This window comes from Streptomyces sp. NPDC002640, from assembly GCF_053592575.1.
Window position 1 is genome coordinate 200,829 of the sequence record NZ_JBSFVZ010000012.1, and the last position, 18,775, is coordinate 219,603.

17 protein-coding genes are annotated in these 18,775 nt (G+C 72.1%); 4 read left to right on the top strand and 13 right to left on the bottom strand.

Translation table 11 applies throughout. From position 1 onward, the window contains the following. Positions 1–12: 12 nt before the first annotated feature. Both ACWD3O_RS18365 and ACWD3O_RS18370 read left to right on the top strand, forming a co-directional pair. The gene (locus tag ACWD3O_RS18365; protein ID WP_451416555.1) at positions 13–903 is read left to right on the top strand and encodes a hypothetical protein; all 891 of its coding nucleotides are present in this window, start codon (positions 13–15) and stop codon (positions 901–903) included. Further along, positions 900–1,361, top strand: coding sequence for a GFA family protein (locus ACWD3O_RS18370; protein WP_451416556.1), 462 nt, complete (start codon positions 900–902; stop codon positions 1,359–1,361). Before ACWD3O_RS18365 ends, ACWD3O_RS18370 begins: the two co-directional genes overlap by 4 nt. 77 nt (positions 1,362–1,438) lie before the next feature. On the opposite strand, the gene ACWD3O_RS18375 is transcribed toward ACWD3O_RS18370, so the two are convergent. The 4 genes from ACWD3O_RS18375 to ACWD3O_RS18390 all read right to left on the bottom strand — a co-directional run bounded on the left by ACWD3O_RS18375 (position 1,439) and on the right by ACWD3O_RS18390 (position 6,987). Continuing rightward, positions 1,439–2,341 carry a hypothetical protein gene (locus ACWD3O_RS18375; protein ID WP_451416557.1) on the bottom strand — a complete coding sequence of 301 codons (903 nt, stop codon included), beginning with the start codon at positions 2,339–2,341 and terminating at the stop codon, positions 1,439–1,441. Further along, positions 2,338–3,882 carry a polysaccharide deacetylase family protein gene (locus ACWD3O_RS18380; protein ID WP_451416558.1) on the bottom strand — a complete coding sequence of 515 codons (1,545 nt, stop codon included), beginning with the start codon at positions 3,880–3,882 and terminating at the stop codon, positions 2,338–2,340. Before ACWD3O_RS18380 ends, ACWD3O_RS18375 begins: the two co-directional genes overlap by 4 nt. Positions 3,883–4,090: 208 nt before the next feature. After that, positions 4,091–5,581 (bottom strand): glycosyltransferase family 2 protein, encoded by a 1,491-nt coding sequence (locus tag ACWD3O_RS18385; RefSeq protein ID WP_451416559.1) that lies wholly within the window; start codon positions 5,579–5,581, stop codon positions 4,091–4,093. Continuing rightward, positions 5,578–6,987 (bottom strand): nucleotide sugar dehydrogenase, encoded by a 1,410-nt coding sequence (locus ACWD3O_RS18390; protein WP_451416560.1) that lies wholly within the window; start codon positions 6,985–6,987, stop codon positions 5,578–5,580. Before ACWD3O_RS18390 ends, ACWD3O_RS18385 begins: the two co-directional genes overlap by 4 nt. Before the next feature lie 479 nt (positions 6,988–7,466). Between ACWD3O_RS18390 and ACWD3O_RS18395 the strand changes: the two genes are divergently transcribed. Continuing rightward, positions 7,467–7,751: a hypothetical protein gene (locus tag ACWD3O_RS18395; RefSeq protein ID WP_451416561.1), complete on the top strand. Its 285-nt coding sequence runs from the start codon at positions 7,467–7,469 to the stop codon at positions 7,749–7,751. A 48-nt stretch (positions 7,752–7,799) separates the two neighbouring features. On the opposite strand, the gene ACWD3O_RS18400 is transcribed toward ACWD3O_RS18395, so the two are convergent. From ACWD3O_RS18400 to ACWD3O_RS18410, 3 genes are all read right to left on the bottom strand, one after another. Further along, on the bottom strand, positions 7,800–8,168 hold the full coding sequence (locus ACWD3O_RS18400; RefSeq protein WP_451416562.1) for an SET domain-containing protein: 369 nt from the start codon (positions 8,166–8,168) through the stop codon (positions 7,800–7,802). Positions 8,169–8,181: 13 nt separating this feature from the next. Further along, entirely contained in the window at positions 8,182–9,099 is a 918-nt protein-coding gene (locus ACWD3O_RS18405; RefSeq protein WP_451416563.1) for a hypothetical protein, read from the bottom strand. Positions 9,100–9,209: 110 nt separating this feature from the next. Then, positions 9,210–11,387, bottom strand: a complete 2,178-nt coding sequence (locus ACWD3O_RS18410) for a polyprenyl synthetase family protein (protein WP_451416564.1) — start codon at positions 11,385–11,387, stop codon at positions 9,210–9,212. A 315-nt stretch (positions 11,388–11,702) separates the two neighbouring features. Between ACWD3O_RS18410 and ACWD3O_RS18415 the strand changes: the two genes are divergently transcribed. Then, positions 11,703–12,239: a hypothetical protein gene (locus tag ACWD3O_RS18415; protein ID WP_451416565.1), complete on the top strand. Its 537-nt coding sequence runs from the start codon at positions 11,703–11,705 to the stop codon at positions 12,237–12,239. Positions 12,240–12,256: 17 nt separating this feature from the next. Here ACWD3O_RS18415 and ACWD3O_RS18420 read toward each other — a convergent pair whose 3' ends face one another. The 6 genes from ACWD3O_RS18420 to ACWD3O_RS18445 form a co-directional block, all read right to left on the bottom strand. Continuing rightward, complete coding sequence (locus ACWD3O_RS18420) at positions 12,257–13,018, bottom strand: SDR family NAD(P)-dependent oxidoreductase (RefSeq protein ID WP_451416566.1); 762 nt, start codon at positions 13,016–13,018, stop codon at positions 12,257–12,259. Beyond that, positions 13,015–13,776, bottom strand: coding sequence for an enoyl-CoA hydratase/isomerase family protein (locus tag ACWD3O_RS18425; RefSeq protein WP_451412531.1), 762 nt, complete (start codon positions 13,774–13,776; stop codon positions 13,015–13,017). The genes ACWD3O_RS18420 and ACWD3O_RS18425 overlap by 4 nt, the downstream gene beginning before the upstream one ends. Before the next feature lie 53 nt (positions 13,777–13,829). Further along, the gene (locus ACWD3O_RS18430) at positions 13,830–15,485 is read right to left on the bottom strand and encodes a CoA-transferase (protein WP_451416567.1); all 1,656 of its coding nucleotides are present in this window, start codon (positions 15,483–15,485) and stop codon (positions 13,830–13,832) included. Beyond that, positions 15,482–16,732 (bottom strand): beta-ketoacyl-[acyl-carrier-protein] synthase family protein, encoded by a 1,251-nt coding sequence (locus ACWD3O_RS18435; RefSeq protein WP_451416568.1) that lies wholly within the window; start codon positions 16,730–16,732, stop codon positions 15,482–15,484. Before ACWD3O_RS18435 ends, ACWD3O_RS18430 begins: the two co-directional genes overlap by 4 nt. A 289-nt stretch (positions 16,733–17,021) precedes the next feature. After that, positions 17,022–17,744, bottom strand: a complete 723-nt coding sequence (locus ACWD3O_RS18440; protein WP_451416569.1) for an SDR family NAD(P)-dependent oxidoreductase — start codon at positions 17,742–17,744, stop codon at positions 17,022–17,024. After that, positions 17,744–18,715, bottom strand: a complete 972-nt coding sequence (locus tag ACWD3O_RS18445; RefSeq protein ID WP_451416570.1) for a cucumopine synthase-related protein — start codon at positions 18,713–18,715, stop codon at positions 17,744–17,746. The genes ACWD3O_RS18440 and ACWD3O_RS18445 overlap by 1 nt, the downstream gene beginning before the upstream one ends. Positions 18,716–18,775 lie beyond the last annotated feature (60 nt).

Genomic DNA, 18,775 nt, shown 5'->3' on the forward strand with positions numbered 1-18,775 from the left:
GCCGGCGGCCCCATGCTCCACCACCGCGACGACGCCGGCACGGTCATCGCCGTGCAACCGGTGCCTGGGCTCGCCTACCGGTACGAACGTGCCTCCGGCGAGCTCCTGATCGTCGGCACGGAGGAGCAGCAGGTGGCCGTCGCCGCCGCGCGGCTGGCGCGTGAGGTCGTACGCGGCCGACTCCTCGACGACGGCTGGAGCATCCTCCACGCCTCCGCGGTGGTCCAGGACGGTCGCGCCGTGCTTGCCCTCGGTGACAAGGGCGCGGGCAAGTCCACCACCGCCCTGCTCCTCGGCCGCGCGGGCCACCAACTCCTGGCCAACGACCGGGTCTTCGTCCGCCCGGAGCCGGACGGCACCCTGCGGCTGCTGGCGTGGCCCGCCGCGGCCGCCCTCGGGCTGGGTCTGCTCGCCGCCCTCGGCGTGTACGACCGTGTCCGCGACCGCGTCCTCGCCGGAGAATCCCTGCACCCGACCCAGCACCCACAGGTCACCGCGGCCCTCCGCGCGGGCCGTGCCCAACCCCTGTGGAACGGGCACACGGAGCTCAAGGCTCAGTTCTTCCCCGACCAACTCTCCTGGCTCGACCTCGCCCTCACCACGCACGCGCGCGCCGCGGGCCTGCTCTTCCCCACCATCGACCGGGCCTGCGATCCGGTGATGCGGCCCACCGATCGGGCGCCGCGCGACGCGGACTTCTTCAGCGGGGCCTCCGACGGCCGCTACCCGGATGTCTTCCGCCTCGCCGTCACCCGCCGCCAGGTCCCGACACCCGCCGACGCTCTCTCGGCGCTTCCCCGTTGCTCGGTGGCCCTCAACCACGACACCGCTGTCTCCACCAAGGCGCTGCTCACGGCAGCCGACCACATCCTCACCCACGACGAGGGAGCCACGTCCACATGAGCGGCGACGCTTCACTCCCCTCTGCCGCGGGCGCAGGGCAGCTGCGGCGGACAGGGCGCTGTCTGTGCGCGGACATCACCTACCAGGTCACGGGCGTGCCGTACGACCCTCACCTGTGTTCCTGCCCGCACGAGACGCGGATCTCCGGCGGCCCGGCCGTGCTCTGGGTCGGATTCCGCAGGGACGGGCTGCGGTGGACCGGGCCCGGCGGTGAACCGGCCTGGTACGCCAGCTGGCCCACCCTTCGAAGGGGTTTCTGTCCCCGATGCGGAACCCACCTGATCTCCGTGGCCGACGACTCGGACCTGGTCATGGTGACCGGCTTCAGCCTTGACGACCGCACCGGCATCGCGCCCGTCGGACACAGCTTCCGCGACGACGCGCCGCCGTGGATGGCCGTCGCTCTCGCCCCCGACCCCCTCACCACCATCCGGAGGAAGAAGGAAGAACGCCCGTGAGGTCCCCACGTCTCCCCTTCCCCCGGCTCCTGGGCGTCCGAGCCGGGGGTCGTGCCCCGGGCCATCCCGGCGGGGAACTACGGCTGTCCCGGCCCTGTCCTTCGCGTGGCTCCGTCGGGCTGAACGGCTGAGAAGTCCTGGAACAGCAGTTCGGTGTTGTCCCCGCGAACGCCCACCGCGCCCGGTCCGGCCAGCCGGCCCGGTGCGGTGTCTTCAGCCTGGAGGATCAGTCGGCCCGCCACCCACAGGCGGAGCACGACCGAACGGCTTGCGGTGGTCGCCGCCTGCGCCGCGACGTGGCGGTGGGAGGCGTAGCCGAAGGGCGAGGTGGCCTGGGCGAGTGTGGTGTACACGCCTTCTGCGGACCCTGGGCGCGGCGCCTTGCGTTTGATGGCCACGGCACCGTCGCGACGGCTGAAGCTGACGGCGTACAACTCCTGCGGGCTCCGGTAGCGGAGCATCAGGTGGCCTCCGTCCCAGGCCGTGGCGGGCGTGCGTGCGGTGCTGCCCGGGGGGAGCAGGTGGAACCGGGCGCCGACCGTGACGTCACCGAAGTCCGTGCGCCGGGTGACGGCGCGCAGCACCGCCGACCCCGTGCGCAGCCGTGAGGCCGGGTCGGGGGACAGACCGTCGGGGACGCCGCTCCAGCCGCTTCCCCTCCGTCCGAACAGGGAGCCGCTGGTGACCGTCCAGTGCGGGTCGACCCGGGCGTCGGGGGCGTCGGGGTGACGGAAGGCGTACTCGTTGGTGACCAGACCGCTCTGGGGAAACGAGGCATGGAAGGGAGGCCCGGCGGACGCGCCGGAGGGGGTGGGAGCCGAGGCTTCGGGCAGCCCCGCCTTGCCGTCCGGTCGGGTGACGGCAGCCTCTCGTTCCAGCCGTGTCGGGTGGGCCAGGAGGCCGGTACCGGCTGCGGCGGCCAGCGCGGCTCCCAGGACGACGCGCCGGGAGGGCCTGCCTGGACGGTCGGGCGACGTCACCGGGCGACCCTCGGCGCGGGCGTCCGGGAGCGCCCCTGTGCGGAGGCGACGGTCATCGCGGTGAAGCGCGGGTACGGGTGTGCCGCGTCACCGTTGCGGGTGCTGATGGCGATGCCTCCCGTGGCCTCTCCCCCGGTCACCGTGCGGGGCGTCGTCCGTTCGATGCGGACGGATCCGTCGACGAGTACGACCGTCCGGTTCTCCTCGACGGTGACCCGCAGCCGGTGCCGTGGAGCGCTGACCAGTTCGCGGCGGGCGATCTCCCGGCGCCCGTCCCCGGTACCGGCCAGGACGCGTACATAGCTGTCGCTCAGGGTGATGGTGACCGGTTCGTGGCTGTGGTGGCGCACGACGAGGCCGACGTTGTTGCCGTACGCGGCGAGCCGTCCGATCGTGGCGGTCACGGTGTACCCGCTCCAGTCGGCGGAACCCATGGGCAGGTAGGCGGCGGAGGCGTAACCTGTGCGGCCGGGGTAGGGGCCCCGGCCGGTGAGGGCTCCCAGCCCGGTGTGCCCCGTCCCGTCGGTGCGCTCCCACCGGCCCGGTTCCCGCAGCGGTTTCCGGCAGGTGTCCGGGTCCTGGGGGGTGAAGCGCGCGAGTCCGTCGAGCAGGTCGGCGGTGCTGGTCCCGCGGTTCACCTCCAGGCGCTGCACCTGCCCCGCGACGGCGGCCCGCGCGCCTGCGGGCAACGGCCGGTCGGCACGGTTGGTGAGCCGGGCGTCGAAACGCGCGCGCAGCATCTCCGTGAGGAGGCCGTCGGTCGAGTGGTCGCCGTCCTCCGCCGTCGCCCCGTCCGCCCCCGGGTGCGCCGGGGCGTCGGAGAACGGGAAGGCGAACAGGCGAGGGCGCGGCAGGCCGTGGTCCACGAAGGCGCGGAGCGAGACGTCCAGGTCCTTGCCGACCCTTCGGCGGTATTCGGAGGGTGTCTCCGCACGGTTCTTGTCCCGCAGCCACAATCGGCTGCCGAGCGCCGGCTCCTGGTGGCCCGCCCGGTCCACGGCAGCCCGGTGGTGCAGGTCGTGGGTGTGGTTCTCGAAGTCCCAGCGGCCCGACGCCCGCATCCGCTCGATCTCCGCCCAGGAGAGGTAGTACGGGCGGTGACGGCCGACCTGGCCGGTGATCAGGAAGGCCGCGGCCCGCATGCGGTACTTCGCCAGGATGCGGTCGGCGTGGACCCAGAGCCCGTGCGTGCCGTCGTCGAAGGTGATGAACACCGTCCGGGCGGCCGGCGCACGGCCGGTGCGGAGGTAGGCCAGGAACTCCGAGCTGCGCAGACTGCGGTACCCGGCCCGGGCGAGGGCGGCGATCTGGTCCTCGAAGGCCCGCGGGGTGACCGTGTACCGGCTGCGGTCGCTGTGTCCGATGTCGTGGTAGGCCAGCACAACGGGGGCGCCGGGCGTCGCGGGGCGGCCGGCTGAGCCGGCGCCCGCGTGCAGTGTCCGCACTGCCTCGGACGCGCCGGGCGGATCCTCCTGCGCGGTGACGGCGCGACGGTGCGTGTCGTAGGTCCAGGCCAGGTGGAACGGCAAGGCGAGGAGCACGCACGCGAGCGCGCCCGAGAGGGCCCGGACGCCCCGTGCCCCGCTCCGCCGGGTACCGGGGGCCTGTCCCGCGGGCGGTGGTGAGGGTGTCACCGGTGACGTGTTCACGGGAGTTCCCCCCGGAAGAGCACGAGGAGGTACGCGACGCCGGCGCCGAGCAGGAGCAGGGTGCCGGTGAGGGCGTCCCGCAGACGCCGCAGGACCTTGTTCATGCCGCCCCCCTCGACCAGATGCCCCTGCGGACGGTGAGCAGTGCGTACGGCAGCAGCCATGCCAGGACGACGGCGGAGAACAGGCTCATGAGCGGGCGGTAGCGCCAGCGGCGGTCACCGGGGTGATCGATGCGGTACGCGAAGGCCCAGGCGAAGCCCTTGAGGAGCACGCCGAGGAGATACAGACCCGTGAGCAGGAAGGCACCCTGCAGCGGTGCCCGGATCAGGTGCACGCAGGCCAGGACGGGGGCGGCCAGTACCCAGAGCACGTGCCCGTAGAAGAGGGCGGCGGGACCGGCGCCGCGGCGCCACATGAAGCCGCCGGTGAAGAACAGGTTGCGGATGAAGCTCTTCTTCCAGCGCACCTGTTGACGCAGCAGGGGGCGCAGCCGGGCCGGTACGTCGGTCCAGACCTCGGCGGAGCGCACGTACCCGACCTGCCAGGGGCGTTCGGGGAAGTCCTCCGTGGTGACGAAGGGGGAATCGGCGTAACGGGCCTTCAGCGCACGGCCTTTCCACGGCTGGCCCAGGACGTACCCGGTCAGCTGCCGGTCCGTGGCGAACTTGAAGGGGGCGCCCAGGAAGTGGTCGTCGGCCCAGGCGGGGAGGTAGTTGTAGATGGCGTCGCGGCGGAAGACCGCCAGGGGTCCGGAAACGCAGGTGACCGAGCCGAAGGAGGCCTCCGCGGCTTTGGTGATGCGGAACTGGCCCTCGTACCAGGTGTCCTGGACGCGGGTGAGGAGGCCGGCCGAGGCGTTGAGGGCCCGGCAGTGGCCGCTGACGGCGCCGAGCGAGGGGTTGCGCACGAGAGCCCGGACGCACCGCGTCAGCGCGTCGGGGGCGAGGACGCAGTCGGAGTCGGTGAAGGCGATGACATCGGTGTCCACCCCCGCACACGCGGTGACGAGCGCCTGCTTCTTGCCGAGGTTCTCGTCGAGGTGGATGACGGTGATACCGAGCTCGTCGCGGAGTCGGCGCAGGACGTCCCCCGTGCCGTCGCCGGAGTGGTCGTCGATCACGGTGACGCGCACCCGTGGGCAGTCGGAGGAGACCATGGAGCGTACGCAGGCCTCGATGCCGTCCACCTCGTCCTTGACCGCCAGCAGGAAGGTCACAGTGGGCTCGGCGGGCAGCGGCGGGAACTGCATGCCGGCCGCGTGCCGGCGACGGACGGTCAGCGGGCCGCCGGAGGGGTCCTCGTACCGGGTGTAGGCGATGTAGAGCACGGCGATCGTGCTGGCCAGGACGACGCATCCGTAGGCCAGCGGGAGGGTCGGCTCGGTGAGGCGCAGCGCGGCGCAGGCCAGGAGCAGGACGAGCGGGGACAGGCACAGGAGGACGAGCAGGCGGCGCACGCCGTGTCTGACCGCCGGGTCGGTCTGCCCGAACCGCTCGATCGCCCGGCCCCTCGCGCGGGGGGCCGGCACACCGGTCGTGGAGCGGGAGGGCCGGCCGGAGCGGACGTTCGTGCTGTCGGTGACGTTCACCGGTCCAGCCCTTCCGTGGCGGGCAGTCGGTGGCCGACGTCGACCACGGCCGTGTCCTCGTCCAGCCAGCTCATGTCGGTGCCGCCGTGCAGGGTGTGGATCACCACGAGGTCCCATTCCGCGGCGGCGGGATCGGTCACGCCCGCGACGACGGTTCCGCCGATGCGGGCCTCCGGCACCAGCGGGTCGGCGTAGGCGACGCGGGCGCCCGCCGCGGCGAGTCGGCCGTAGATCTCCAGGGCCGGGCTCTCCCGCAGGTCGGCCACCTCCTCCTTGTACGCGATGCCCACGATCAAGATCCGCGCTCCCGCGACGGGGGTGCCCGATCGGGCGAGCCGGTCGACGACCTGGCGCACCACGCTGCCGGGACGCCGTGCGATGGCTCGCATCGCCGTCTCGACCAGAGGCGATTCGGTCTCGGTGGTGCGCAGTTGCCACAGAAGGTAGTGCGGGTCGCACGGGATGCAGTGTCCGCCCACTCCGGGGCCCGGGTAGAAGGGCATGAAGCCGAAGGGCTTGGTGGCGGCGGCTTCGATGACGGGACGCGGATCCAGTCCCAGGGCGTGGCAGCCGTCGGAGAGTTCGTTGGCGAGGGCGATGTTCACGGCCCGGAAGGTGTTCTCCCAGAGCTTCGTCATCTCGGCCGCCTCCACCGAGGCGAGACGGTGTACGTACGGCGCCGTGGCGGACAGGAACGCTTCCGCCCGGTCGGCGCTGCGCGGGTCGGCTCCGCCGAACACGCGAGGCGTCCGCTCCTGTCCGTGCGCCGGATTGCCGGGGTCGATCCGTTCCGGGGCGAACGCGACGAAGATGTCCGTGCCCACGACCAGCCCGCGTGCCCGGAGCGGTTCGGTCAGCATGTCCCGGGTGGTGCCGACGTAGCTGGTGGACGTGAGCACGATCAGCTGACCCTCCCGCGCGTGCCGCACCACCGCGGCGCACGCGGCCGACAGCATGCCGAGGTCGGGAACCTTGTGCCGGTCGACCGGTGTGGGCACGCAGACCACGACGGTGTCCGCCGCCTCGACCGCCGCCGGGTCGTCCGTCAGGTGGAAGTCCGGGGCTCGTACCGCCTCCGCCATCTGCGCCAGGTGCTGGGGCAGGAGGTCCACCTGGCAGGTGCGGATGTCTTCCAGCCTCGCGGTGCTGACGTCGATGCCGATGATGCCGGCTCCGGCCTCGCGGAGGGCGAGGGCGGTGGGCAGACCCACGTAACCGAGCCCGACGACGGCGACCCTCCGGCCTCTGAGCCCGAACGGTGCGCCGGGCTCCTCGGCGCGCCTCGGCGGGGCGCTGTACGCCAAGGCACTGTACGACTGGGCCGGCACCACGGCGTGCGCCGGGCGGGCGTCCGCGGGGTTGGTGGTGGGCTCGCCTGGATGACAACGGACGGGCGCGGGTTCCATGTTCGCTTCCCGGAGTGAGAGTGCCGCGAGACGACATCGCGTCGCCCCCGTGTTCCGGCTCGCCGATCATGCACGGCCGGTGCGGGAACACGGTGGCACGGCACGGGGCACCACCCTCCAATGGCGTACGCCGGATCGGGGAACTCCCCTGTCCGGCCCATGGGTTCCCTGTCTCGCCTGGGCGTTGACGGTGCGCGGGGCCGGGCCGCCCGGACGTGAACCGCTGTACCTCGCGGACCGGGGACCTCGCAACTGCCACGCCGGCCCCGCACATGGGGTCGCCCTACGGGCAGCCTCTGCCGCACACCCGCGTGAAGGACGCGCGCGGAGCGCGCGTTCCCGGGTCGGTGTTCACACGGGCCCGTTGGGGGCCATGGCGTGGCACGTCGCATTGCCCTCGGCGTCATGGGTGCCACACCCGCATCCGCCGGCAGCGCTTCGTCGCTGGTGGACGTCACCTCGGCGCGGAGTTCACCGCTGTGGGCCAGGGGGAGGCCAGTTGCACCGGGGCGGACTTCTCCGACGTCAGCATCTACCGCTGGAACAACGGGGCGACCAGCAGGGTCGAGGGACGGCTCACCATCAACTTGAAGCCCAGCGGCCAGACGGTCCTCGTCCGCATCGGTGAAGTGACCAGTGGCCTCTTCGAAGGGGCGGCCGTCACGCAGACGAAGGTGCTGCCGGCGTTGAATCTGCTGGACTGCCTGACGGCCGACGGTCTGCAGAACGACAGCGGTGTGCTGAGTCTGACGGTCGCGCTGTGATCCGGCCCCCTCTCACGATGCGACGACTCCCGTCACGGGCGCGGCCGTTCACGGTGCCGGGGTGAACCACAGGGGGTTGGTGCCACCGTCGGTGTAGTCGACGGTGATCTCGGAGCCGGGAAGGACCGCCTGTACGGCCACGATGTGAATCGTGTCGGCGTCGAAGTTCTTGCGGTAGCGGGCGAGAGGCTCGGAGGAGTGGTTGTAGAGGCTGCCGTAGCCGAGCGCGAGGGCTGCGGCTCCGTCCTGCCAGTGGAAGTAGTAGTCGTACAGCGACGTCCGGTCGAGGAGGGCGCGCTGTGCTGCGGGGACGACGAGGACCGGGCAGCATTCCACCACGTCGCCCTGCGCGAAGGGGCGGGTCGCGTAGACCCCGCGACCGTGGGTGGCTGAAGGGCGGATCTCGAGATCACTCATTACGCCCGTCTCCTCACTGCCGTTCGTCTCGCACGGCCCTGTACCAGCAATTGGGTTCGCCGAGCATGCCGAGGTCACCGGCGTGAGCGATGCGGTCGCGGTGGTACGTCGACCACTCCGCCACGGGGCCGACGTTGCTCAGTTTCAGTCCGGCCTGCCTGAACTGCTGGATCAGCAGCTCGTCAGGCACGATCAGCTTGCGGTAGGTGTGCCGCGGGACCACCGGCATGCCGCTCCTGGTCTCCACGACTTCGCAGGTGATGGTCAGGACCGACATGGGCGATCCGGCGAGCGGCGAGACGGACCGTGTTCTGCGGTCGAGCACCTCGATGTCGCCGTCGGCCGTACGAAGGGTCTCCGGCCACTCGGTGGACCGGGAGCCATGGCCGGGCAGGTAACGGTCTCCCACATAGTCGAAGATCAGGACACCGTCCGGAGCCAGCGAGCGGGCCAGGGCCGCGACCAACTCCGTGTGCCCGTGCGGGTCCGTCAGATCGCCCAAGCTGTTACCGCCCAGGAGGACGAGGTCGGCGCCTCCGCGGGGCAGCACCTCTCCCGCGTCACGGACGTCACCGTGGCAGACGGTGAGTCTGGAGGCGGCGCTCGACGGTACGTTGCGCGACAGCCCTGCGGACAGGCTGCCCAACGACAGGTCGACCGCAAGCAGTTCGGTACAGCCCCGTTCCAGCAGGGGTGCCACGTGGCGCAGCGTTCCGGCGCACGGCAGATACACGGTCCGTGGCGCCGGGCGGTCGTAGATCCGCAGGACCGCTTCCACGTCGGCCCGGCTGAGTGACATGTCGAAGTGGATCTCACCGGCGAGCCGCATCAGCGGTTCGCTGTCGTAGTGCTCCTCCACCAGTTGCCGCAGTTCCGGTTCACGTCGTGGCGGGGCTGTGCGGAGTGGGTGGACCCGTAAGGGTTCGGACATCGGGACGCCTCCGTCCGGGGGCTTCGGTGGGGCATGGAAAGGGCGGTGCACCGGCCGGTGCCCGGCTGTCGAAGTCGGGGACATGGACCGGCGACCGAGGGGCACGAAGGTCACCCGTTCAGTTCGGCGTCACGGGTGACGGCGTAGAACCCCAGGGAACGCAGTACCGCGGTGACCGGGTAGTTGGGCAGGAGGGGTTCGAGTGCCGCCCACTCCCGTTCCACCATCGCGCGGGCACGGGACAGCGCCAGGTCGGTCGCTCCGCAACCGGTGATCTCTTCGATGCACGCGGGGATGTGGAGCTCGTGGACCCCAGGGGACCGGACCCGACGCCACAGTCGGCGTGCGGCGTCCGCGGGCAGGATCTCCAGGGCGCACGTGAGCGGGTAGGTGAGGCGGCCGTTGCGGATGTCCTCGCCCGGCTCCTTGCGGACGCTTCCGTCGCGTGTCCGGTGTCCGAGCAGGTCGAAGACGTCGTCCGCGATCTGGTAACCGAGCCCGAGGGCCTCGAAGTACGCGCACAGCGCCTCCTCCTGGGCTGGTGTGGCCCGTCCCAGGACGGCGCCGATCTCCGCGAGGGCGCGAACGGGCAGGGCGGTCTTGAGACGGTGCACCGCGAGGACGCGCTCCCCCAGGGTCTGCCCGTCCTGCAGGGGGAAGTCGGCGTCGTCGCTGCCCGCGATGTCGAGTGCCTGTCCGGCATGTGCGGCGCGCAGCATCGAGCACAACACCTCGTAGGCGCGCAGCCGGTCGGCAGGCTCCAGGGGGATGAGCCGGAGGGCGCGGTCGAAGGTGAAGTACGCCGCCGTGCCGGCGTTGATCGCGACGGCTTGGCCGTAGAGCCGGTGGGCGGCCACCTGACCACGGCGGAGCTCGGCGGCGTCCTGGACGTCGTCGACCATGAGGCTGCCGGTGTGCAGGAGTTCCACCGCCGCGAGCAGCGGCCGGTAGGGGTCGCTGTCGACTCCGAGCGCCTCCAGGACGGCGGCGAAGGCGAAGGATCTCCAACTCCTGCCGATGCCCTCGACGGTGTGCCGTACGGGAGCGACCAGGGACCGGTGCAGCACCTGGTGGGGCAGGGCTGCCGGCAAGGGCCCGGCGACGGGCCCGATGAGATCGGTGGTCGTGCCGGGTCCCGGTTCGGCCGGGTAGAAGAGCTCGACCTGCGCCCTCGTCTCGGCGCCGATCGTCGCCATCAGCGGGTCGAGGCTGGGCAGCACCTGTGCCGGCTTGACCTCGACGAAACCGGTGCCGCCGACGGGGCGGTGACCGAAGGTGCCGACGGCTTGGACCCTCCCTTCCCAGAAGCCGCGGTGCACGGTGATGGTCCGCACCTCCTGCTGCGGGAAGGAGGCCCGCAGTTCGAGGTCGATGCCGTGGGACGGTGCCGTCAGTCGCCAGAGGACGGGGTACCGGTTGCAGGTGGCCAGCGAGGTCCAGCTCGCCTGCGGTTCCAGGGTCCAGTCGGTGATCGGCATCGCGCCCGTGCCTCCGGGGTCGACCAGGAGGGACGTCCGGTCCGCGGTCCGTCTGGCCCCGGTCCGGTGGTCGGCCTTCCGCCAGGTGGACACGGAGAGGTCGTAGCCGTTGTCCAGGTGCAGGCCGCACCAGTCCCATTCCGGCTCGCTGCGGGCGTAGCCCTGCTCGGCCCTGATGAGGTCGATGCCCCACTCATGGTCGTACCAGGCGATTCCGGTGGCGATGTCGTGCCGGGTCCCGTCGAGCGTGACGCTGCCGGTGACGTCCAGTCGGGTGATGCTGTAGTACCGCATCCCCTCCTCGCCGTCGCCCAGCCCGGCCACCTCGCCCGTCCCGCCCTGCCAGAAGGCCGGCTTCCGGGGAGTCAGCACGCAGTCCAGCGCGTAGTCGAGCCGTGGGTGCCGCAGTTCGACGCGGTAACGCCCCTCCTCGTCGCGCAGCAGTCCGCCGTGCGGCCCGTACCCGAGGTGGAAGGGAGACGTTCCGAGGGTGACGGAGCCCCGCAACGGCAGGTCCGGCAAGGGCGGTTCCTCGGCCGACACCAGGTGCTGCAACGCCTCCCGCAGACGCGGGGCGTAGGCCCGGTCGTGCCGCAGCACGGACCGGATGAGTTCCAGATTGGCCTGGTCGACGCAGGTCAGCTGGGTGTGGCGGTTGCGCCGCGGCTCGCTCCACGCGGCGGCCATGGTGAAGGAGTACCGTGCCGTCCCGTCGGGGCGGCGCTCACCGACCCGGAAGAACGCGGCGAACACGGACACCGGCTCACCGTCGGCGGTGGTGAGGTGGAGGTTGGCGTACCACCATTCCATTCCGGCGCTCTCGTGCGGAAGGTCCGGGTCGCCTTCCTCGCCCAGCGCCGAGAGGTACCGAAGCGCGGCCGGCCCGCTCTCGGGGACAGGTCCCGCCGGGCCGCTGCTCACAGCGTCCGACATCACGCACCCCCACATCCGTCCGATCCAGGGCTTTGTTCCGGTCAAGGGTACTCCGTCAGGTGTGCGCAGGGCGGCGAATCGTGGTGCCCTTCTCGGCTGTTGCCGTAACGGCCATTTACATCCCACGGAGGAGTGGTCATGGTGTGAGCAGTGGAAGTTGTGCGCCGTGCCGCGCTTTCCGGGAGGACAGCCATGCATCGTTTCCGTCGCCTCGCCACGCCACTCGCCCTCGGCCTCGCGTCCTTCGGTGCTCTCGTGCCCTCGGGCGGACCGGCCCAGGCCGCCGGCCCTCCGGCCATCGTGTGCACGGCATCCGCCACCCAGCACTACAGCCCCGGTCTCACGCTCGTCTCCCGGCCGACGCGCATCACGGCGAGCGCCACCTACCACTGCACGGGTGGTGGCAGCGTGGACACCGCGCAGCTCGGCTTCGACTACACGGTGGACGCCGGCTGCCTGCCCACCTCGTCGCCGGTGACCACGGGAGTCAGCATCCTGGACTGGAACGAGGGGCCCGACTCCGAGATCACCTCGACGTTCGTGGTCACCCGTCCTGTGGGGCAGACGGTCGGCACCTCCGTCGGCACGGTGACCGCTGGTCAGTTCGACGGCTACATCTTCAACCTCGTCGGCACGTATCCCGCTCCCGATCTGCTGGCCTGTGCCACCCCGGAGGGGGTCACCTCGAGTCAGGGGCTGCTGGTCCTGACCCTGACGCAGCCGTTCTGATCGCCCGCCCGCAGTTGTCATGAGGGCTGTTCGGCCAGCGGGGCGAACGGCGGGAAGTCGTAGGGACGGGGTGGAGCTCCGGGAGTCAGGGTCCAGACCGGGTCCCAGCCGTCCGACCGGAGGACGGACAGGACGGCTTCGGCGACACGCGACGGCTGCTGCACCGGCACGCCCTTGCGAGCCAGTCCTGCCGCGAAGTCCTCGATCATGGGTGTGGCGGTGAAGGAGGGGCAGAGCACCCGCAGGCGCACGCCCCGGCGCCGGGCTTGCGGCGCGGCGGCCCGGACCAGCCCGATCGTGGCGGCCTTGGCGGCGGTGTAGTACGGGAAACGCGGATAGCCGGTCAGGCCCGCCAGGGAGGACAGCGTGAGGAAGGACCCCTTGCTCTCGGTGAGGACGGGCAGAGCAGCGGTCAGGGTGTTCGTCAAGGTCATGACGTTGTCGCCGAGAATCCGTCCGCACTCATCGTCGACGGGGGCGCCGAGGTCACGGGTACTCCCCCGGGCCCCCGCCGCGGCGACCACGACGTCGAGCCGGCCGAACCGCCGTGTGGCCTCGGCGAGTGCCGTGCGGGCCGTTTCCGGTGCCGTGAGGTCTCCGGCGTGCCAACACGTGCGCAGGGCATGCGCCTCCTGGGCGACACGTTCCGGATCGCGGGCACAGAGCATGACACGAGCCCCTTCGTCGGTCAGCCTTCGGACTATGGCCAGGCCCATGCCCCCGGTGGCGCCCGTGACGAGCACGGTCATCCGGTGCGAGGCGCTGTGCGGCGCTGTCATGGGCGGCCTCCACCCAGTCGGTGGGACTCGTGATGGCCGCGGTCCTGGAGCAGCAGCGCTACGTCGGTGGGGGCGTGCAGGGCCTGTTCGCGGAGCCGCTTGAACAGGGCGAAGGCTCCCGGCGGCAGGGCCGCGAGCTCGGCACCGGTGGCCGCCGCAGCGGAGCGGAGTTCCTCGGGGGCCACGACACGGTCGACCAGTCCGATGCGGGCGGCCTCCTCGGCGTCCAGGGTCGCACCGGTCACATAGAGGCGGGTGGCATGGGTGGGGCCTACGGCGCGCGTCAACAGGGTGGCGTCGCCGAGGTGACCGTGGCGCAGGGCGGGTGTACCGAAGACCGCGTCGCGCGAGGCGATGCGGTGGTCGGCGGCGCACAGCAGCGACAGGCCGGCGCCGATCGCCGGCCCGTTGGCCGCGATCACGACGGGGACGGGGAGGGTCAGCAGGCTGCGGCAGACGGACAGGTACAGGTGCTCGTGGGTGCGCGGGTCGGCCGGTGTGTCGGCGTACTCCCCGGCACGCCAGCGGGCGGTGGCGGCGAGGTCGTCGCCGGCGCAGAACGCGGTGCCGGATCCGGTGAGTACCAGGACCCTCAGCGCGGGGTCGGCGGCCGCCACGGCGAGGGCGTCCAGCAGGCGCAGGGCCAGGGCCTGATCCAGCGCGTTGCGGTGATCGGGGCGGTTGAGGGTCAGGGTGAGCACGCCTGCGTCACAGGTGCTGACCAGAACGGGTGGCGGGTCGTGCGGTGCGGCTTCCATCGCTGCCTTCCGACGGCGGGGGCGGTGTGCGGGCGGGGTGGCCCCGGTGGTGGTCACCGGTAGACGCCGTCGGGGTCGAGGGCGCGCAGGGCGGCGAGCTCCCGGACGGTGACGGCGGGCTCGGGTACGGGCGGTCGGCCTCCTGCTGACCACCCTTCCGTCGTGCGGGCCACCGTGCGGAACGGATCGTCCCCCGGGGCGTCGTGGGGAGGGAGCCAGGTGGACAGGGCGAACGACTCGCCGGGACCGGTCCTTTCGAAGCGTCCGTAGTGGCTGACGCAGGTGCGCACCCGGTCGCCCGGGCTGGTGCGGTGCCGTACGGAGGCCACATAGCGACGGGGTTCGGCCTGGGCCAGGACGACGCAGTCGGCGGCTGCGGCGATGTCGCAGGCACCGCCCGGTCCGGTCAGCCAGCGCCCGTCGGGCAGCAGGCACGTGTTGAGGGCGCCGCTCCGGTCGATCTGCGCGGTGGACAGCACTCCGAGGCACTGCTCACCGCCGGCGGTGACGACGCCTCCGAGGATCTCCGGGAGGCCGACGCGGTGGCCCGCTCCGGGCAGGTGTGCGGGGGCGAACAGATGGACCTGGCCGTGCGCGGGCCGCATGTCGTAGAAGCCGAGTTCGGCGCAGACCCGGATGTCGACGCCGCGTCGTGCCAGCATGTCGCGGGCCAGCCAGGCCGCCAGGTGGGAGTGGCCGATGCCTGCGAGCACCGTCGTGTGTCCGTCGGCCAGCACACGGTCGCGCACGGCGCGTGCGCCGAGGATCACGAGTCGTTCCCTGGCACCGGCCGTGCTGGGGACGGTGCGGGACGGGCGGGCGACGCGGCGGGGACGGCGGTCGAGGCGGCGCAGATAGTCGTCGTGTCCTCGAGGTGACCTCACCCACCGGTCGAACCACTCGGTCCCCGCGCCGCGACGGCAGTGGGCGTTGACCTCCTCGAGGAAGGTGTAGTCGTCCGGGTATCCCGCCACCCCGGTGGCCGGCGGTGTGGCGAGTGCCTGCGGATGTGCTCCACGGGGTGCTGGGCACAGGGCGCGGACCAGGTGTCCGGGCACGGCGAGCAGTCCCGAGCAGGCGTCGGGCAGACGCTCGACGATCCGTTCGGCGGAGGCGAGGACACCGTGCCGGGCGGCGTAGGCGGCCCAGGCGCCCTCGCCCGACGGGGAGCCGAGGACCAGGTTGCCGCGGCGGTCGGCCAGCACGGCGTGCACGAGGGTGAGGTCGGGGGCCAGGGGACGGACGAGGTGGGCCGTGCCGCCGTCGAACGAGGTGACGGTCTCCAGGTCGGCGGTGAGCGCGTGGCGCAGGTCGCTGGTCAGCAACGACCGGGTGACGGCTGCCGGGGCACCTGTGCCGGCCGCCGCCAGTCGCTGGACCAGCGTCCACAGCGGCCAGATCTCCGCCGTGAAGGGCTGCCCCTGCGCGATCTGCGCGTAGAGGGGGTTGTGGCGGGGCAGCGGGTACACGTCGCCCAGGAAACCGGTGATGACGTGGCGCACGGCTCCCGAGAGAGCCAGTGCGTGTGCGCTCGAGTGCACCGCGGCGACGCTCACGGTGACGTCCTGCCGCCCCTCGCGGGTGCGGGCCAGCGCGTACAGCAGTGCGTTGGGCCGGGCCATGGTGGAGGCGAAGTGCAGGTGCGCGCCCGGTTCGACCCAAGCCCTGAGCATGTCGTCGGGGTCGTCGTGCAGTACGGGGCCGTTCATGCGGGCGCGGCCAGGAGGAGGGCCGAGGTCTGGCTGCCCAGGGCGAAGGACAGCGAGAGTGTGAGCCCGACGTCGCCGCGCCGTGGCCCCTCGGCGACGTGGTCGAGGTCGCATTCGGGGTCGACCGGCCCGGGGAGCGGGGTGGGTGCGAGCTCCTGATGATGGATCATCAGCGCGCACGCGGCCGCGTTGACCAGCCCCGCCGCTCCCAGCGTGTGTCCGAACACCGCCTTGTTGCCGCCCAGCGGAGGCCAGGCCGCCGGGGACGTGCCTGCGTAGAGGTGGCGCATCGTGCGGCACTCGGACAGGTCGTTGAGCGGCGTGCCCGAGGCATGTCCGGCCACGTACGAGACGTCACCGGCACCACGGCGGGTGTCGTCCAGCAAGGCACGCACCAGGTCGGCGGCCGAGCGGCCGGTGGGGTCCATGCCCGTCGCGTGCCGCGCCTCGTTGCCGGAGCGCTGGCCCAGGACCTCGGCATAGACCCGGGCGCCCCGCCTGCGGGCCGATTGCGACCGCTCCAGCAGCAGTGCGACGGCGCCTTCGCCGAGCACGAACCCGTCACGGTCACGGGCGTACGGACGGCACGCGGTGGGCGGGTCGTCGACGCGTCGGCTGAGGACGCCGAGGGCGTTGTAGCAGGTGAGCAGTTCGGGCACGACCGGGAACTCGTGTCCGGCCACGATGACCGCGTCGGCGGCCCCGGTCCTCAGACGGTCGACGGCCCAGCCGAGGGCCTGGTGCCCCCCGACACACGCCGAGCTCAGCGTGGTGACCTGTCCGCGGAGGTTGCCGTAGATGGCGTACAGGGTGGCCGGAGCGCCCGCCAGACCGGTCAGCGCGGCCGTCCTGGGCACGGTGGCCGGGTCGTCGCCCTGCCGGTCGCGGATGTGCTCGGCCCACCAGTCCAGTGGTCCGCGTGACGACGAGGCGACCACATCGACACGCCCGGGGTCCACGGCGTCGCCCGTCAGGGAGGCGTCCCGGCGCGCCTCCTCCATCACGGCCATGGCCACCAGGGCCTCGTCGGTGCAGGAGCGGGCGTGCCGGGGGTCGAGGCCGGGCAGGTCCGCCGACGGACGGCGGCAGGAGACGGTGGCTGCCATGGCGTTGTCGATGCCCTTGAACTGCGCGTCGGCGGTGAGCGAACGCGCACCGGGGCGCCCGGTGCGCAGGTTGTTCCAGAAGGCGGACGCGGAGGGGGAGCCGGCCAGGCGCGCCCCTATCCCGGTGATGACGATCGACATCGTGCGAAGACTCCTGAACGAACGAGGGGCTGTTGATCGGTGTGCGGCCGAGGTCCTGAGAAGGAGCGTCCACGGCGCGCCGACGCCGCGTGGGCAGCGTCCGGTCACCGCTCTGGCGACGACCGTAGGCGGGCAGGCGGACGCTTCGGTGACGTCGGCGCGACGCGGGACCCTCGGAGCGTCCCCTGTACGTCGTCGGCGCATGGCGCGCGCCACGGGCGCACGCCCGGTCGCGGCGCGTCGGGAGCGCCCGTGCGGCGATCCTCGGCAGGCGTGCCGAGCTGTTGCCTCAGCAGCGCAGCTTGCCCCCGTCGATGACGATCTCGGTGCCGGTGACATAGCCGGCTGCGGTGGAGAGCGAGAAGGCGGCGACCTTGCCGAACTCCTCCGGTGTCCCGAAGCGGTGCAGCGGTATGTCCGCGCAGCTCTCCTCCGGCCCCAAAGGAGATCCTGGGGTGGGGAAGCGTCCGGGGACGAGACTCAGCACCCGTATGCCGTCCGGTCCCAGCTCTGCGGCCATCTGCCGGGCCGCCATGGCCAGTCCGGGACGAAGTCCGTCGGAGAGGCCGAAATCCGGTAGGGGACGGCGGGCCGAGGTCGACAGGACGAAAACGATGGCGCCGCCGCTCGGAAGGTGCCCGGCCACGGTGGTGGCGGTGCGCAGCAGGCCGAGGAAGAGGTGGTCGAAGTGGGCCCGCCACTGCTCGTCGGTGGCATCGCACACGCGGCCCCGAGCACTCGGTCCGGTCGCCAGCAGAGCACCGTCCAGGCGCCCGTGGTGGTGCAGTGCCGCTCGGACGAGCCGGGCCGGCGTGGCCGGGTCCTCGACCGGGGCTGTCACGCCCACGGCGTGCCGGCCCAGGCGGGACACCGCGGCCTCCACGCGTTCCGGGGAACGGGAGGACACCACTACGCGGGCGCCCTCCTGGACGAGGGCGGAGGCGGCCGCGTAGCCCAGTCCGGCGGTGGCGCCGGTCAGGACGAAGACGCGGCCTTCCAGTCCCAGGTCCATCACCGGCTCCCGGCTCGCCGGTCCGCGGCCGAGGGCGCGTCCGTCCAGCGGTGCTCGTCACCGTGGTGCCAGGGGAAGAAGTGCAGGTTCCACCGTCGGAGGCAGTTGACGTGCAGCGCGAGTTCCGCGATCAGCGCACCGTAGTCGTCTTTCGAGCGCACCTGCGGAAGCACCGCGTAGACACGGTCGAAGAGGTCGCGCAGGGTGCGGAAGCCGCAGTGCCCGAGGAACTCCGCCTGGAGTTCGGTCAGCGGGCGGGTCAGCGCGAGGAGGCCGGCGAGGTCTGTGTGGGGATCGTGAGCTGCTCGGGCCAGGGGGTTCAGCGTGGTCGAACCGAGCGTGCGCATCTCCCCGTTGACGTAGACCAGGGTCGAGAAGTACTGGCCGCGGCTGCCCAGTGGCACCCTCCCGCCGTGCAGCTCGACCACCTCGGGCGCGGGAGTGAGCCAGATGCGCTCGGTGGCCCGGCGCATGTCGTCGATGAGGTCACGCACCGCCGGTTGCTCCGCGTCGTGGCTGGGTGGCAGCCCGAGGCCCGCCCCGGGCGGGTGGCCTTCCCGTGCGACCTCGACCTGGAAGTGACCCGGCCCGCGGTAGACGGCTTCCCAGCAGCGCCGTGCCACCGTGGCCAGGGCCGGGACGTCCGCGTCCTCGACCTGCGCGACGCGGGCGCAGACGGTCGGTTCGAGAACCGGTGCGTACTTGATGAGCAGGTGCTGCAGGCGGGTCAGGTAGACGCTGCCGTCCGGAGCGTCCGTGCGGTCCTCCAGTGTCTGGCGTTGCGCGAAGACCGCGTTGATGTCCGGGGCGAGGTGATACATGTGGCCGTCGGCGACGACGGCGTGGCTCTGGATGCTCCTGTAGGGCAGCATGCGCCACCAGGTGTCGGCGAGCACGGGGTTGCGTGCGTCGTCGAGACGGGCTGTGACGGTGATGTCCAGACTTGGCCAGGTCAGAGTGACACGTCGCATGGGTCTCCTGTGCCGGTGGTCGGTATGCGGGTTCTCGGGCCTCGGCGAGGTACCGGCGGT